The sequence below is a fragment of the Halorhabdus sp. CUG00001 genome, assembly GCF_009797925.1.
In the GTDB taxonomy this organism is placed as follows: domain Archaea; phylum Halobacteriota; class Halobacteria; order Halobacteriales; family Haloarculaceae; genus Halorhabdus.
In genome coordinates, this window is the sequence record NZ_VOLB01000001.1 from 882,069 (window position 1) to 895,871 (window position 13,803).

The 13,803-nt window shown below is 62.9% G+C and carries 15 protein-coding genes; 9 read left to right on the top strand and 6 right to left on the bottom strand.

The window, feature by feature from the left end; all coding sequences use genetic code 11:
- Nucleotides 1-35: 35 nt before the first annotated feature.
- Nucleotides 36-1,127, top strand: a complete 1,092-nt coding sequence (locus FR699_RS04400; RefSeq protein WP_158854337.1) for an aminopeptidase — start codon at nt 36-38, stop codon at nt 1,125-1,127.
- Here FR699_RS04400 and ilvD read toward each other — a convergent pair.
- The gene (ilvD, locus tag FR699_RS04405) at nt 1,124-2,866 is read right to left on the bottom strand and encodes a dihydroxy-acid dehydratase (protein WP_158854339.1); all 1,743 of its coding nucleotides are present in this window, start codon (nt 2,864-2,866) and stop codon (nt 1,124-1,126) included. The genes FR699_RS04400 and ilvD overlap by 4 nt on opposite strands.
- A gap of 62 nt (nt 2,867-2,928) precedes the next feature.
- Nucleotides 2,929-5,199: a tRNA(Met) cytidine acetyltransferase TmcA gene (tmcA, locus tag FR699_RS04410; RefSeq protein ID WP_158854341.1), complete on the bottom strand. Its 2,271-nt coding sequence runs from the start codon at nt 5,197-5,199 to the stop codon at nt 2,929-2,931.
- A 167-nt stretch (nt 5,200-5,366) separates the two neighbouring features.
- Between tmcA and FR699_RS04415 the strand changes: the two genes are divergently transcribed.
- The 6 genes from FR699_RS04415 (at nt 5,367) to FR699_RS04440 (ending at nt 9,452) form a co-directional block, all read left to right on the top strand.
- Nucleotides 5,367-6,827 (top strand): methyl-accepting chemotaxis protein, encoded by a 1,461-nt coding sequence (locus FR699_RS04415; protein WP_158854343.1) that lies wholly within the window; start codon nt 5,367-5,369, stop codon nt 6,825-6,827.
- Between the two features lie 240 nt (nt 6,828-7,067).
- A complete protein-coding gene (gene rpl7ae / locus FR699_RS04420) occupies nt 7,068-7,430 on the top strand; it encodes a 50S ribosomal protein L7Ae (RefSeq protein ID WP_154551589.1) in 363 nt (120 codons plus the stop codon).
- 11 nt (nt 7,431-7,441) lie between these two features.
- Complete coding sequence (locus FR699_RS04425; RefSeq protein WP_154551588.1) at nt 7,442-7,669, top strand: 30S ribosomal protein S28e; 228 nt, start codon at nt 7,442-7,444, stop codon at nt 7,667-7,669.
- Nucleotides 7,669-7,992: a 50S ribosomal protein L24e gene (locus FR699_RS04430; protein WP_154551587.1), complete on the top strand. Its 324-nt coding sequence runs from the start codon at nt 7,669-7,671 to the stop codon at nt 7,990-7,992. Before FR699_RS04425 ends, FR699_RS04430 begins: the two co-directional genes overlap by 1 nt.
- The gene (gene ndk, locus FR699_RS04435) at nt 7,989-8,471 is read left to right on the top strand and encodes a nucleoside-diphosphate kinase (RefSeq protein ID WP_158854345.1); all 483 of its coding nucleotides are present in this window, start codon (nt 7,989-7,991) and stop codon (nt 8,469-8,471) included. The genes FR699_RS04430 and ndk overlap by 4 nt, the downstream gene beginning before the upstream one ends.
- Nucleotides 8,472-8,558: 87 nt before the next feature.
- Complete coding sequence (locus FR699_RS04440) at nt 8,559-9,452, top strand: hypothetical protein (protein WP_154551585.1); 894 nt, start codon at nt 8,559-8,561, stop codon at nt 9,450-9,452.
- Between the two features lie 33 nt (nt 9,453-9,485).
- On the opposite strand, the gene FR699_RS04445 is transcribed toward FR699_RS04440, so the two are convergent.
- Nucleotides 9,486-9,935, bottom strand: coding sequence for a universal stress protein (locus FR699_RS04445; RefSeq protein ID WP_154551584.1), 450 nt, complete (start codon nt 9,933-9,935; stop codon nt 9,486-9,488).
- A 55-nt stretch (nt 9,936-9,990) separates the two neighbouring features.
- Nucleotides 9,991-11,013 carry an amidohydrolase family protein gene (locus FR699_RS04450; protein WP_158854347.1) on the bottom strand — a complete coding sequence of 341 codons (1,023 nt, stop codon included), beginning with the start codon at nt 11,011-11,013 and terminating at the stop codon, nt 9,991-9,993.
- 231 nt (nt 11,014-11,244) lie between these two features.
- On the opposite strand from FR699_RS04450, the gene FR699_RS04455 reads away from it, so the two are divergent.
- Nucleotides 11,245-11,652, top strand: a complete 408-nt coding sequence (locus tag FR699_RS04455) for a DUF2178 domain-containing protein (RefSeq protein WP_154551582.1) — start codon at nt 11,245-11,247, stop codon at nt 11,650-11,652.
- A gap of 2 nt (nt 11,653-11,654) precedes the next feature.
- Nucleotides 11,655-11,867, top strand: a complete 213-nt coding sequence (locus tag FR699_RS04460) for a helix-turn-helix transcriptional regulator (protein WP_154551581.1) — start codon at nt 11,655-11,657, stop codon at nt 11,865-11,867.
- Between the two features lie 29 nt (nt 11,868-11,896).
- On the opposite strand, the gene FR699_RS04465 is transcribed toward FR699_RS04460, so the two are convergent.
- Both FR699_RS04465 and FR699_RS04470 read right to left on the bottom strand, forming a co-directional pair.
- Complete coding sequence (locus FR699_RS04465; RefSeq protein WP_158854349.1) at nt 11,897-13,120, bottom strand: HD domain-containing protein; 1,224 nt, start codon at nt 13,118-13,120, stop codon at nt 11,897-11,899.
- Between the two features lie 95 nt (nt 13,121-13,215).
- A complete protein-coding gene (locus FR699_RS04470) occupies nt 13,216-13,764 on the bottom strand; it encodes a dual specificity protein phosphatase family protein (protein WP_158854351.1) in 549 nt (182 codons plus the stop codon).
- Between the last annotated feature and the right edge of the window lie 39 nt (nt 13,765-13,803).

Consider the following 13,803-nt stretch of genomic DNA (forward strand, 5'->3'; position numbering starts at 1 on the left):
GCCGCCGTTTTCTTTTGGCCGTGTGGTTGGGGTGTATGGACGAGCGCATCAGGGAACACGCCGAAATTTTGGTCGAGTGGAGTGCACGGATCGAGGCTGGTGACAACGTTGTCCTCTCAGTCGACGAAGGAGCACACGAACTGGCCGTGGCGGTCGCCAAAGCCCTCGGCGACCGCGGGGCCAATCTCGTCAGCGCCTATCGATCCGCCGAGATCCAACGCGCGTATCTCCGGGCACATGACGGGGACTTCGAGACCGACCCAGCCTTCGAGAAATCACTGTACGAGGACGCAGACAGCGTCCTAATTTTGAAGGGATCACGAAACACAGCCGGAACGGCCGACGTGCCCGACGAGCGCCAGCAGGCACACTCCCGAGCGCGGGAGGGGATCCGCGAGGCGCGCCTGGCGACCGACTGGGTGTCGACACTCCATCCGACGCGAGCGCTCGCCCAGCAGGCCGGGATGGCCTTCGAGGAGTACCGCGAATTCGTCTACGACGCCACGCTGCGAGACTGGGAGTCCCTGGCCGAGGAGATGGACCGACTCAAGACGATTCTCGATGACGGGAGCGAGGTCCACATCGACGCTCCTGGCACCGACCTCACGCTCTCGATCGAGGGCCGCACGGCGGTCAACAGCACCGCGTCAGTGGCCGACGACTCGCACAACCTGCCCAGCGGCGAGGTCTTTACCGCACCGGCTGACGCCGAGGGCGAAGTCACCTTCGACGTGCCGATGACGGTCCGCGGGAAGACGCTGCGGGACGTTCATCTCGTCTTCAAGGACGGTGAAGTCGTCGACTATTCGGCAGCCGCTGGCGAAGAAACACTTGCGGCATTGCTGGAAACTGACGATGGTGCCCGTCGACTCGGAGAACTCGGCATCGGCATGAACCGCGGGATCGACCGCTACACCGACAACATCCTCTTCGACGAGAAGATGGCTGAGACCGTCCATCTGGCGTTGGGTCGAGCGTACGATGCCTGCCTGCCGGACGGAGAAGCCGGCAACGACAGTGCGATCCACGTCGATCTGATCGCCGAGACGAGCGAAGATGCGACGCTGAGCGTCGATGGCGAGGTCGTTCAAGGAGACGGCGTCTTTCGGTGGGAAGAGGGGTTTTAGTCGTCAGCGCTGGTCGCGCCAGTCGTTTCGTCCGGCACTTGGATCGAGGGTGTCGGCAGGTCCGGCACTTCCAGCACGCCACCGGTTGCTGCACTGGTCGCCAGCGCGGCAAAGCGCTCTAAATTCCCGGTTGCGTCGAGTTCCGGCGGTTCCCACTCAGAAGCCCGTTCGCGCAGTTCCTCGTTCGAGACGTCGAGCGACAGCACGCCCTCGTCGACATCGATCCGGATGGTGTCGCCCTCCTCGACGAGTGCGATCGGTCCGCCCGCGGCCGCCTCCGGGCTGGCGTGGCCGATCGCCGCCCCGCGGGTGCCGCCGGAGAAGCGGCCGTCGGTCAAGAGTGCAACCTCGCCAGAGAGACGGGGCGACCCGCTGATCTTCGAGGTCGGTTCGAGCATCTCGGGCATGCCCGGACCGCCCTTTGGCCCCTCGTAGCGGATGACAACGAAGTCGCCGGGCTCGATATTGCCCTCGTCGTAGGCCGCAAGCATCGCCTGCTGGGACTCGAAGACTCGCGCCCGACCTTCGAAGTTGTGCATGTCCTCGTCCATCGCACCGGATTTGACGACTGCACCCTCGGGCGCGAGATTCCCGCGCAGCACGGACAGTCCGCCTTCTTCGTGGACCGGATCGTCGCGGGACTGGATGACTTCGCCCGGTGCGTCGCCGCTTTCCATGCGTTCGCCGATCGTTTTCTCGTCGATCGTGGGCCGATCGAGATGGAGTAGATCGTCGATGCGCTGGTAGAGTGCGGGCAAGCCGCCGTCCTCCCGGAGGTGTTCCATCCGCCAGGGACCGGCCGGACTCATGTGCGCGAGGTGGGGCGTCCGTTCGGCGATCTCCTCGAAGTCGGTGAGCGTGATGTCCAGGCCGGCCTCCTGGGCGATGGCGGGGATGTGCAACATCGTGTTCGTCGACCCCCCCAAAGCCAGATCGACGGCAACGGCGTTCTCGAAGGCCTCCCGCGTCAGGAAGTCCGAGGGACGAACGTCCTGCTTGACGAGATCGAGGATCTGCCGGCCGCTTTCGCGGGCGATCTCGAACTTCCGGTCGTCGGTCGCGCCGTGGGTGGCACACTCTGTCCAGGAGAGACCGAGCGTCTCCGTGACACAGGCCATCGTGTTCGCGGTGAACATCCCCGCACACGACCCCTCGCCGGGGCAGGCCGAACATTCGAGTTCGTACAGTTCCTCGTCGGTCATCTCGCCTTCCTCGTGCTGGCTGACGCCCTCGAAGACCGTCACGAGGTCGGCGGGCTCGTCCTCGAATTCGCCGGCGGCCATGTGTCCGCCGGTGACGACGATCGCCGGGATGTCAAGCCGGGCGATCGCCATCAGCATGCCGGGGACGATCTTGTCGCAGGATGCCAGCGCGACGATCCCGTCGAACTGGTGGGCGTTGGCCATCAGTTCGACAGAATCGGCGATGACCTCCCGGGAAGGCAGCGAAGAGCGCATGCCCTCGTGGCCCATTGCGATGCCGTCGTCGACGGCGATCGTGTTGAATTCCAGCGGTGTCCCGCCGGCTTCCCGGACACCCTCCTTGACGTACTCGGCGAGTTCGTCGAGATGGACGTGGCCCGGGACGATCTCGTTCCAGGAGTTAGCGATCCCAATGTGAGGATTGTGGATCTCTTCGTCGCTCAATCCGGCAGCACGAAACAGCGAGCGGTGGGGTGCCCGATCGGCCCCCTCGGTGACCTCCGCGCTCCGGAGGTCTTCGTTCGGTGAATCGGCCATTGCTACCGATATTTCGGTCACTCCTGCGGGTGTAGGTTTCGGTTCCCGACCGAGTGACACACTCACTCGAAGCGATCGAATTCCCGACGGGCGTTGTCAGTGCCGTACGCTTCGATCAGTGTGCCGACCGCCGCACCCAGTGTACGCATGCACTCACGCCGGGAGTGATAGTTCAGTGCGTCAGTAACGGTTTCCCAGGGCCGATGTTGGAGAGTCTTCGTCACTAGTAATCGCTCCTGGCGGGCAGACAGGAGTGATTCACCCGCGGGTTCGACCAGGTGCCGGAGCGCCAGTCGTGCAAACGCTGCCGGCGCGGTGTCGTACAAGCCTGCACCGTGAGGAGAGCCGGCAAGTACGCGCCACTCGAACGCGGAGAGATCCAGTTCTGGCGGCCGATCGATCGATCGGAGAACAGCCCGCACGACATCGGGATCGAGAGCAGAGAGTGGGGCCGAGAGCGTGCCTTCGATACGATCGAGAAGCCAGCCAGTGTGTCGATCGAGCAGTTCCTCGCCATCTGGTGAGGTCGGCCTGAGCATGATCGCCGAGTGCTCGCCACTGCGTTCGTTGCGCGAGGTCGAGAGGTGAACGGTACTGTATCCGTTCTCCCGCCAGAAGTCGACCAGTTCCGGCGTCGCGCCATAGCCGGTACCGAGCCAGTCGACAGTCTCGGCGAACTCGTCGTGGATTGCACTCAGCAGCCGCGACCCGAGTCCGCGTCCACGAACGGCATCGTGGGTGGCGATCCGCATGACCCGCTGGCCGCTGGGGACGGCTGCCGCCTCGTCACGGAGTTGACTCGTCAGTACATCGGGGATCATGTTGCCAGCGACGCGGCCGCCCTCGTACATTTCGCCCCGGATATCGGCCGGCAGTGCACCCTCTCTTGCCAGTAACGCGACCGAGACAACGTGGCCGTCGAGAGTGAGTGCCCGCACGGAGACGTTTGGTGCGTCCAACAATCGGGCGAAGTCGGCCGGTTCCGTTCGGTAATGGGCGACGACGAGCAGACCGAAAACCTCCCCCAGGAGGGGCTCGTTTTCGAGTAAGGTTGTGGATTCGAGTTGCCGGTAGGCCACATTTTCTGGTGTCGCGTCGGTAACGAGCTGGGCGGGGGCTGGTGTCGCATCCAGCAATAGCGCCCGGAACAACCAGGTCTCGATCGGATCGCCCGCGGCGTATCGGATCGGGTCGTCCATGTGCTGTTCTGTTACATCGAAGTCCGACTCGGCAAGCCGATCACGAAAACGGACGTCGAAGCCCCGGCCGGTCCCTTCATAGCCCCGCACAGTGCTTGTGAAGCCGACGCTCCGGGCGTCCAGCAGTCCATCGAGGACGGCGACCGGGAGTGCCGCTGCCTCGTCGACGAACACTACGTCCGCGTCCGATGCCTGCTCGACCGCAACATCTGGGCGCTCGTACCGAATCGATCCGGCGTCAAACTCGATCGGCAGTCGGCTGTCCTCGCTGCCCCCATCGGAGGGCGCTTCAGACTGGTCCCCACCGTCGCCTCCGGCATCGAGATCCGCCCGGAGTTCCCGAGCGCGATCGAATAGTTCCGTGGCGTTGCGACGCTCGGGGGCCGTCACGAGGACGTCCCGCCCGGCTGCAGCGAGACTTCCGGCAGCGAACCCGGCAGCACTCGATTTCCCCCGGCCGCGATCGGCCTCCACAACGACCGCTCGCCCCGCCGCCAAGAGTGTCTCGAAGGCTGCTACTGCCTCGACCTGATCGGCCGTCCGACACCGTCGATAGACCGCTGCAGGGAACGCATGGTCGTCCGGCGTCGATGGCTCGGCCGTCCGGAGTCGCGGAGCAGGGTCTCTCAGCCCGTCGCTCTCGATGGTCTCCGTGTCGGTGTCGACGATCGCGATTCCCGGGTGGGACCGCAGTGTCGCGACGATTCGCCGCCGGAAGTGCCCTGTCACGTCCCCAACCCCGAACGGCGGAACCGCGAGCGTGCTGTCGAAGCGGTCACGTCGATCTGGCCACGTATCCAGGGGTGGCGTCAAGAGGATGCCCAATCCGCCACCCGCAATGGCACCGACGACGTGGGCGAGTACATCGGGATCGAATCGTTCGGTTGCGTCGTAGACGACACCGTCACGAGTCTGTCCGAGAAGCTTATCGCTGTGGGTCGGGTCGATCCGCTCACATCCAAGGAGCGACGCCTGACTGACCACTGAGAGCGTCTCACTGTCGAGGCGAGCGTCGGCCACGACGTCCCGCAAAGCGGGCTCACGGGTCCCGGACTCTCCCGCTAAGACGACGAGTCGGCGCTCGTCGGTCCGTTGGGCTTCGGCCCGGAGCCTGCGTCCAATCGAATGGCCCATCGCCAGTGCGTAGACTGGGTGGAACCTTGGGTGTGCCGGACGCTGAATCGAACACATGGCCACCACGAACCGACGCGCCCCTTCTTGTGTTGTCATGTTCTCAGAATTGATAATCAATAATCGCTATTTTATCTGATGGGTGTGAATCAGATTCTGGCAGGACCAGCATGACAGAGCAGACCCAACCACCCTCCACGAACCGCGTAGATGCTGAAACGGTACTGGACGTCATCAGCCTCCCGGCGCTCGTCCTCGACAACGACGGTACCGTTGTCAACTGGAACAGACATATCGAGTCGCTTCTCGGGGTTAGCTACCACGAGGTCCGTGACGTCGACAACATCGGCCACGTACTGTACGAAGACCCATCGAAATCACTCCTCGCGGAGAAAGTACTCGAATCACCACAGAGCGCAGACAGCGACTTTCCCGGGGTTAGCGTCGTCGACGACGACTACGTGATGCTCGAAGGCGATAAGACGCCAGTGTACGAAGACACGGCCAGTCTGCGTGGGGATATCTGGTTCATCGCGACCCCAATATACGAGGACGGCGAGCTGATCGGTGTCATCGAGATCGTTCAGGATCTAAAGCACTCGGCACGGTACCGTCAGGAACGCGCCGACTTGTTAGAGGCGATCGAGCAGACACTCAGTGCCTACGAGCGCGGACATCTCGAAGCGGCCGTCGATTTCGAGGCCACGGAGAGTATCCTCGACGAGGAACTCCTCACGCTTATCGACGTCGTCGACGAAATGGGAACGACGATACAGGAAGTCGTCGCAGAGATCGATAGCGACATCGAGCAGTTACAGGCGTCTGTCGACGGGATCGCCGAGTACTCCCAGGAGATCTCAGGCCTGGCGAGCGGGCAGGCCGACGACATGGGTGAGATTGCAACCGAAGTCTCCGACCTCTCGGCGACGATCGAAGAGATCGCATCGACGGCCGACGAAGTCCAAGATACCAGCAACGAAGCCCAGACCCTCGCCGAAGAAGGGCGTGACTCCGCCAGAGAGGCTGTAAACGTCATGGAAACGGCTGCCGATTCCGCTGACGAGGTGACCGAGGATGTCCACGCGCTCCAGCGACGCGTCGACGAGATCGACGAGATCGTCGAGGTGATCAACGATATTGCCGACCAGACGAACATGCTGGCGCTGAACGCTTCCATCGAGGCCGCCCGGGCAGGCGAAGCCGGAGAGGGCTTCGCCGTAGTTGCAGACGAAGTCAAGAGTCTCGCCGAGGAGTCCCAGACCCACGCCAGCGACATCGAAGCGATGGTCGGCGATATTCAAACCGAAACGCAGTCGACTGTCGAAAATCTGGAGCGGACGACGACGCAAGTAAACGAGAGCATCGAGCAGGTCGATGAAGCAATGTCCCGCTTCGAAGCGATCGTCGAGACAGTGGTTGCGACGGTCGAGGGGATCAGTCAAGTTTCCGATGCGACCGACGATCAGGCGGCGAGTGCGGAAGAAATCGCGGCAATGGTCGACGACGCGCTCGGGGAAGCCCAAACAGTCGCGGCCGAAGTACAGGAGATCGTTGCGAACACGGAACAGCAGGTAGCGATGATCGAAGCGGTCGAGTCGTCGATGGATCGGCTAACCAGCTCGACACAGTAGTTGGTGTCGTTGGCCTGTGTGCTGGGCTCCCACGGGCAAGTGGCTTCGAAAGCGCTTTTACGTCCGCCGGGCCACGTTGGAGTACAGCCTGCACGGGGTTGATGATGCTCCTAGCCATCTAGGACTTTCACAGCGTCCGGGGACGTCGGTTCGCCGGGCGACGTCGGGCCCGCCGGAACGGCCGGCACGGGTCCGAAACGGCGGGGGAGCGCGAGCCCACGTGCAGGAGGTGATCCAATCATGCCAGTATACGTCGATTTCGATGTTCCCGCGGATCTCGAAGACGACGCCCTCGAGGCGCTCGAGATCGCGCGAGACACAGGCCAAGTAAAGAAAGGAACCAACGAGACGACCAAGGCGATCGAACGCGGCAACGCGGATCTGATCTTCGTCGCCGAAGACGTCCAGCCGGAAGAGATCGTCATGCACCTGCCGGAACTGGCAGACGAAAAGTCAGTTCCGTTCATCTTCGTCGGCGCCCAGGACGATCTGGGCCACGCTGCCGGGCTCGAAGTCGGCAGCGCGGCGGCCGCGATCGTCGACGCGGGCGACGCAGATGATACCATCGACGATATCGCCGAGAAGGTCGAGGACCTTCGCTGAGGTGACCAATAATGAGCGCTGAAGAGACAGAAGACGACGGATCCACGCCCGCGGAGGTCATCGAGGTCGTGGGCCGGACGGGGATGCACGGCGAGGCCATGCAGGTCAAGTGCCGCATCCGCGAGGGCGAGAACAAAGGCCGCATTATCACGCGAAACGTCCTCGGGCCGGTCCGCGAAGGGGATATCCTCCAGCTTCGGGAGACCGCCCGTGAGGCCGACGCCATTGGAGGGCAATAATGCCACAGACACGCGAATGTGACTACTGCGGCGCCGAGATCGAGCCGGGCACCGGGACGATGTTCGTCCGAACGGACGGGACGACCATCCACTACTGCTCGGCCAAGTGTGAGAAAAACGCAGACCTCGGTCGGGAAGCCCGGGACCTCTCCTGGACGGAAGCCGGCAGCGAGACCGCCGGCGAGGCAGTCGAAGAGGAGCCGGCAACGGAGCCGGACCCAACCGACGATGGCTCCGCCGTCGCCGAGGATGACGCCGGTGACGAAGACGAGACCGACGAGCAAGCAGACGAGGACAGCGAACCCGAGGAGGTCGAACAATGAGCCATCACGACGAGCGCACCTTCGTTATGGCAAAACCCGACGCCGTCCAGCGCGGACTGGTCGGCGACATCATCACCCGCCTCGAAGATCGCGGGCTAAAGCTCGCTGGTGCGAAGTTCATGCAGATCGACGAGGACCTCGCCCACGAGCACTACGCCGAACACGAAGACAAGCCGTTTTTCGACGATCTGGTCGCGTTCATTACCTCCGGACCGGTCATGGCGATGGTCTGGGAGGGTGCCGATGCGACCCGACAGGTTCGCCAGATGATGGGGGCGACCGACCCCGCCGAGGCCGCGCCCGGAACGATCCGTGGTGATTACGGGCTCGACCTGAGCCAGAACATCATCCACGGCTCGGATCACGAGGATCCGGGTGCCAACGAGCGAGAGATCGAGCTGTTCTTCGACGACGAGGAACTCCTCGACTACGAGCGGGCGGACGAACCCTGGGTCTACGAAGACGTCGGCGATCACTGAATCGCCGTCGCCTCGATTCTCGTCCCAAATATAAGCGGATAGATAGTTCTCGGTAGTTGTTTGTCGGGTGCGGTCGAACCGCCAGCCATGGGTGAGACCACTGCGGAACTGATTTCGTATGCTGGCTGGGACGATTGCATCAAACTCGGCAACGATGACATCGAGTTGATCGCAACGACAGAGGTTGGGCCACGAATCGTCTCGTTCGGGTTCGTCGATGGCCCAAACGAGTTCCATCAAGTAGCGGAGGATCTCGGTGAGCGCGGGAGTGACGAGTACCGGATTTACGGCGGGCATCGGCTCTGGTACGCCCCGGAAGTCAGCGACCGAACGTTGACACCCGATAACGAGCCAGTCGAGTACGAGCTCGGTGACGGGGCCGTCACACTCCGCCAACCCACCGAGTCGGGAACCCACATCCGGAAGGAACTGACCGTCGAGATGGTCGACGACGAACCGGCAGTCACCGTCACCCATCGCGTCACGAACGAAGGGCTGTGGCCGATCGAACTCGCTCCCTGGGGCATTACCGTCATGGAGGGCGGCGGGACCGGATTTCTCCCGGCGGCACGGGCCGGAACCCAGGACCGGCTCCCCGACCGCTCGCTGACGTTCTGGCCGTACACGAGTCTGGGCGACGATCGGCTGTCACTGCGCGATGGCCACCTCCGGGTCGAACAGGATCCGGACGGCGACGGGGCGTGCAAAGTCGGGTCGACGGGCGTCGACGAGTGGATCGGGTACGTCAACAATGGCCACGCCTTCGTAAAATCCATCGAATACGACCCGGACGGGACGTATCCCGATCGTGGCTGTGCGCTCGAAGTGTACACCGACGCGGACATGGAGGAGATCGAGACGCTCGGCCCATTGCGGACTGTCGATCCAGGCGAGACACTCGAGCACGTCGAGTCCTGGCGGTTGTACGACGACGTCCCGAACCCTGACGGGGCGACGCTCGAGGACTATCCGTTCAGCTAACCCGGTTGAAGCAGTTGCACTGGGCGGTCGCTCTCAGGCCTCGCTTTCGCTCGAAGCTATGGCGACACGGATCGTCGTCACGGGAACGGGTGCAGTCCGGATGACTCGTTCGGCGACACTCCCGAGCAGGAGCCGATCGAGTCCGCCACGCCCGTGAGTACCCATGACGATCAGGTCGATATCGTGGCGCTCGGCGTACTCGACGATCTCCTGATTCGGGACACCTTCCGTCAGCGATCCCTCGACGGGGACGTCACCGGTACTGTCCCGTACCTGATCGAGTGCCCGTTGGCCCTCTTCGCGCAACATTCCCGAGACGGCTTCCCAGGACGTCTCCATAGGCATCCGGCTCATCGTGGCCGTGTCGACGACGTGGACAGCGTGGATCGTCGCCCCGTGATGGCGAGCCAACCTGGCAGTGTGCTCGATCACCCGTTCCATCCCTTCAGAGCCATCAGTCGGCAAGAGGATCTTATCGTACATGAACGTATGTTAACGTTTGGCGACAGGCCGTTTAATAGTTCGTGTCGGTGGGCCGTCAGGAGCCACCGAGAACGACGTCAGTGACGTCGGCGACACCGGCACGTCGAACGACGGCACGGACGATATCTTCTGCGCCAGCGAGATTGTCCGACTCGCCGTCGAGCACGAGCAGGCGACCGTCGCGACCGGGCTCGATCACGCCACCGTTCAGATTGGCGATGTCCGCCCCAGCGACGGTCGCCATGCGAAGGACCTCCCTTGCGGAGACATCGTAGAGTTTGGCCGCGAACGCCATCTCCCGGAACATCGAGGGGCTGTTGAGCATCACGTTGTCCGTTCCCAGCGCGACCGTCGTCCGGTCGAGTAACTCGCGTGCGGGAGCCGTCCCGACGCCGGTGACGAGGTTCGACCGCGGACAGAGCACGACCGGTGTCTCCTCGTCGTCGAGTCGCCTGTAGTGGAGGTCCTCTAGGTGAACCATGTGAACCAGAAAGTCCGGATCGAGATCGAGTGCGGGGTTGACATCGGCGCTGTCACGTTCGCCGGCGTGAATGCCGAAAAGTTTCCCCGCGTTTGCGGTCGCCGTCCGTTCGGCACCGAACTCGCCGTCCCGGGCACCGCTGGCCCCGAAGCCGTCGGCTTCCTCCATCGCCTCGACCGTCTCACGACCGAGGATGACGCTCTCGATATCCTGTCCGTCCAGGGCTGTTTCGATCGTCTCGACACCTTCGATACCACCCTCGCGAAATTCGATAAACGCCCCTGTCCCGGCTTGCTCCATGAACTGGAGTGAACGCGCCATCGCGCCGATCAGTTCCTCGCGTGTCGCTTCCCGGAGTAAGCGATGTTTCAGCCCATCGGGCGGCGCAACCAGTTCGTCCAGGCTGAGACCGCCACCGGCTTCCTTAGCGATCGAGTCGCCGATGTGCGTGTGGGCGTTGACGAACGCCGGGAGGACGATATTGTCGCTGTCAGTGCTGGTCTCCTCGACAGCGGCAATTTCGCCGTCCTCGAGGACAACCCGTCCATCGATCGGCTCGAAGTCACGCCCACGGAGTATCGTCCCTTCCAGTTCCATGCCCGTTCGTTCGGGCGAACATGGTTTGACGGTTTCGAGGAGTCAGACGCTTTCAGTCCGTTCGAGTCGGGAGTCGTTACTTGTGGACAGAGACACCCGCTGGGTGGTGGTCGGATCAGTTGCGAGCGTGCTGTCGTGAGACCGGACGAACGGGACCGATCCCGAGTGACATCAACCTAAGACGACAATTAGGAAAGTTTTATAGTCAAAGAGGAAAGCGTACTTTACATAATGATGCGAAACAACTGGAGTTCCTTCGGTCGGATCAGACTCATGTTCGTGGGTGCGGTCCTTGCAGGCCTCGTCCTCGGTTTCGGCAGTGCGATGGTCGAGGATTCGCTTCCCGAATTCTCGCCGTTCTGGATGGGTATCGGGTTGATGGTGGTCGGTAGTGTGGCCGGGTACGGGTACTACAAACGGTTAGAGCGGGCCGGAATCGCCGACGAGCGAAGCAAACAGATCACCTACAAAGCGACCGCAATCTCGTGGAGTGTGCTGCTGATCTGTCTGTCAGTGGTGCTGTTAGTGCTGACGATGACCGAGATCGACCTGCCGATGGTCCCGATACTCCTGGGATGTACCCTCGGGAGTGTCTTCCTCCAGCAGGTGGCAAACGAGTATTACCGACGGCAGATGTGACGATGGAGAACGATCTGAACGTCTGGCGGGCAAAGAAGGATATAACACAAGGTGAACTCGCCGATGACGTCGATGTTTCGCGACAGACCATCAACGCCATCGAGCGAGGACGGTACGATCCGAGCCTCGAATTAGCCTTCGAGCTCGCCCACTACTTCGAGTGTACGATCGAGGATATCTTCGAGTACGATCCCGCAGACGACGGCGAGGCCTGACCGTCGCCTCGCCGCCCACAGACGGCCAGTCACTGGAACTCGTCGAGGGTCGCGTGAATCCCTCGGTGGGTGTCGCTTATTCGGGCTCCGTCGATATTCAGGCCGAGGGTACGAACCGCCACGTCGCCAACGCGATCGCGGACATCGGCAGGCGCATACACGCCGAGTCGCCACTGGTCACGGCGGGCTGTCTGTAGGGCACTGACCAGCGTGGACTGTTCTCCGAGGCGGCGGACCTCACCGTTGACGAGCACACGAGAACTCGACTCGACCATCGATGGATCGTCGGGCACGTCGACGATAACCGACGCAGGATCGACGTCGACCTCGGCTGCGATCGTCCGTTCGAACTCACGGATCGTCTCCTGGGACGCCTCGAGAACGTCTGTGGGTACCGCGTCCCGTTCAGCCCAGACGGCCCGCTTGTAGAGGTCTCGATACGTGAGGCGGCGAGCAACCTCGGTCGTCGATGCAGTCGATCGGAGTGCCACGAGGAGGTCCTTATCGTCCATGCGGCGAAAGCGTCCCGCCGATGTCTCGGTCGTTTCGAGGAGGCGCGCGCTCGCTCGCCGGAGCATCGCCTTGGCGATGCGGGCGACGTGGTGACTGTAGACGGTCGGCGTCATCAGCGCGCGAGCGAGCAGGAGGCTCTCTGCGGTCTGGACGTTGCCTTCGGCGAGGACCAATTCGCCGTCGCGGAATCGTAACTCGCGGACGAGGCGGCCGTGATCGATCGTGCCATAGGGAACGCCAGTGTGGTGGGCGTCCCGCGCGAGATAGTCCATGCGGTCGACGTCGAGTTCACCCGAGACGAGCTGGCCGAGTTCGCCGTCGCCCGCGACCAGATCAGCGACGGCATCCGGATTGAGCCCGTGCTCGGCGAGGACACGCGCGACGGCCCCGTCGCCGAGCAGGTCGTGGACGTCGTCGTGGTACTTGCCTGTGTGGCGGTAGATGAGTGGTTCGACGTTGTGGCTGTAGGGGCCGTGGCCGACGTCGTGCAACAGTGCAGCCGCGCGAACGCGCTCGGCCTGCTGGCCCTCGATACCGAGGTGGTCGAGTGCCTGGTCGGCGAGATAATACACTCCCAGGGAATGCTCGAAGCGGGTGTGATTGGCAGACGGGTAGACCAATGAGACAGTGCCCAATTGGGTGACGTGCCGGAGTCGCTGGACGGGAGGCGTATCGAGCAGATCGCGCGCGACGCCCTCGATTTCGATGTGATCGTGGACGCTATCTTTGATCGTAGTCATAGTTCGATTTGGTCGGCCCAGAGCAAAAGGTGTCGGGAGGCAGGGAGCCGACTAGCCGTGATACGCGAAACACTCGTTGGAACTGCCACCGGCCATCACTCGAAGGTCGAAAGCAATTCGAACAGTTCACCGCGTCTGGCGTTCCCGGCGTCGACGGCCTGCGTTGGGACGCGCCCCATCTCACGGACGGTATCGACGGCCTCGACGGGCGTATACCCACGGCCAGAGACGAGCCACGCCGCGAGAACGTGGCCGACCCGTCCGATCCCGGCGAGACAGTGGACGACGACCCGCTGTTGACCCTCGACCGCGTCTTCGAGGAACGGGAGGACATCCTCGGCGAGTGTGTCACGATCGGCAAGGTGGTGGTCAGGGATTGGGACGTGCGCGACGGATTCGTCGCCGAACGCTTCGCGATACCTGGCCACGTTTGCGTCCGTCCGGTCGAGTTGGGAGCCAGTCAGGAGGCTCAAGACGCGTTCGACGTCGTGTTCGCGCATGAACGCGATCCACTCGTCGATGGCCTCGTGGTGATCTGCCGTCGAGTGCCAGCCCGGACAGCAGGCGCCATAGACGTAGGGTTCGTCGGGTGCCGCCGGCGCGAACCGGTGGGCACTGACGCGCTCGTCGTATATTTCGGCCATTGTCTCGTGAGTGTTCGTCCAGTGACTTGAAGCTACCAC

Excerpts from the sequence above, each read along its gene's own strand:
- FR699_RS04400 (WP_158854337.1), top strand. The coding sequence starts at position 36 with ATGGACGAGCGCATCAGGGAACACGCCGAAATTTTGGTCGAGTGGAGT.
- ilvD (WP_158854339.1), bottom strand. The coding sequence starts at position 2,866 with ATGGCCGATTCACCGAACGAAGACCTCCGGAGCGCGGAGGTCACCGAG.
- tmcA (WP_158854341.1), bottom strand. The coding sequence starts at position 5,199 with ATGGGCCATTCGATTGGACGCAGGCTCCGGGCCGAAGCCCAACGGACC.
- FR699_RS04415 (WP_158854343.1), top strand. The coding sequence starts at position 5,367 with ATGACAGAGCAGACCCAACCACCCTCCACGAACCGCGTAGATGCTGAA.
- rpl7ae (WP_154551589.1), top strand. The coding sequence starts at position 7,068 with ATGCCAGTATACGTCGATTTCGATGTTCCCGCGGATCTCGAAGACGAC.
- FR699_RS04425 (WP_154551588.1), top strand. The coding sequence starts at position 7,442 with ATGAGCGCTGAAGAGACAGAAGACGACGGATCCACGCCCGCGGAGGTC.
- FR699_RS04430 (WP_154551587.1), top strand. The coding sequence starts at position 7,669 with ATGCCACAGACACGCGAATGTGACTACTGCGGCGCCGAGATCGAGCCG.
- ndk (WP_158854345.1), top strand. The coding sequence starts at position 7,989 with ATGAGCCATCACGACGAGCGCACCTTCGTTATGGCAAAACCCGACGCC.
- FR699_RS04440 (WP_154551585.1), top strand. The coding sequence starts at position 8,559 with ATGGGTGAGACCACTGCGGAACTGATTTCGTATGCTGGCTGGGACGAT.
- FR699_RS04445 (WP_154551584.1), bottom strand. The coding sequence starts at position 9,935 with ATGTACGATAAGATCCTCTTGCCGACTGATGGCTCTGAAGGGATGGAA.
- FR699_RS04450 (WP_158854347.1), bottom strand. The coding sequence starts at position 11,013 with ATGGAACTGGAAGGGACGATACTCCGTGGGCGTGACTTCGAGCCGATC.
- FR699_RS04455 (WP_154551582.1), top strand. The coding sequence starts at position 11,245 with ATGATGCGAAACAACTGGAGTTCCTTCGGTCGGATCAGACTCATGTTC.
- FR699_RS04460 (WP_154551581.1), top strand. The coding sequence starts at position 11,655 with ATGGAGAACGATCTGAACGTCTGGCGGGCAAAGAAGGATATAACACAA.
- FR699_RS04465 (WP_158854349.1), bottom strand. The coding sequence starts at position 13,120 with ATGACTACGATCAAAGATAGCGTCCACGATCACATCGAAATCGAGGGC.
- FR699_RS04470 (WP_158854351.1), bottom strand. The coding sequence starts at position 13,764 with ATGGCCGAAATATACGACGAGCGCGTCAGTGCCCACCGGTTCGCGCCG.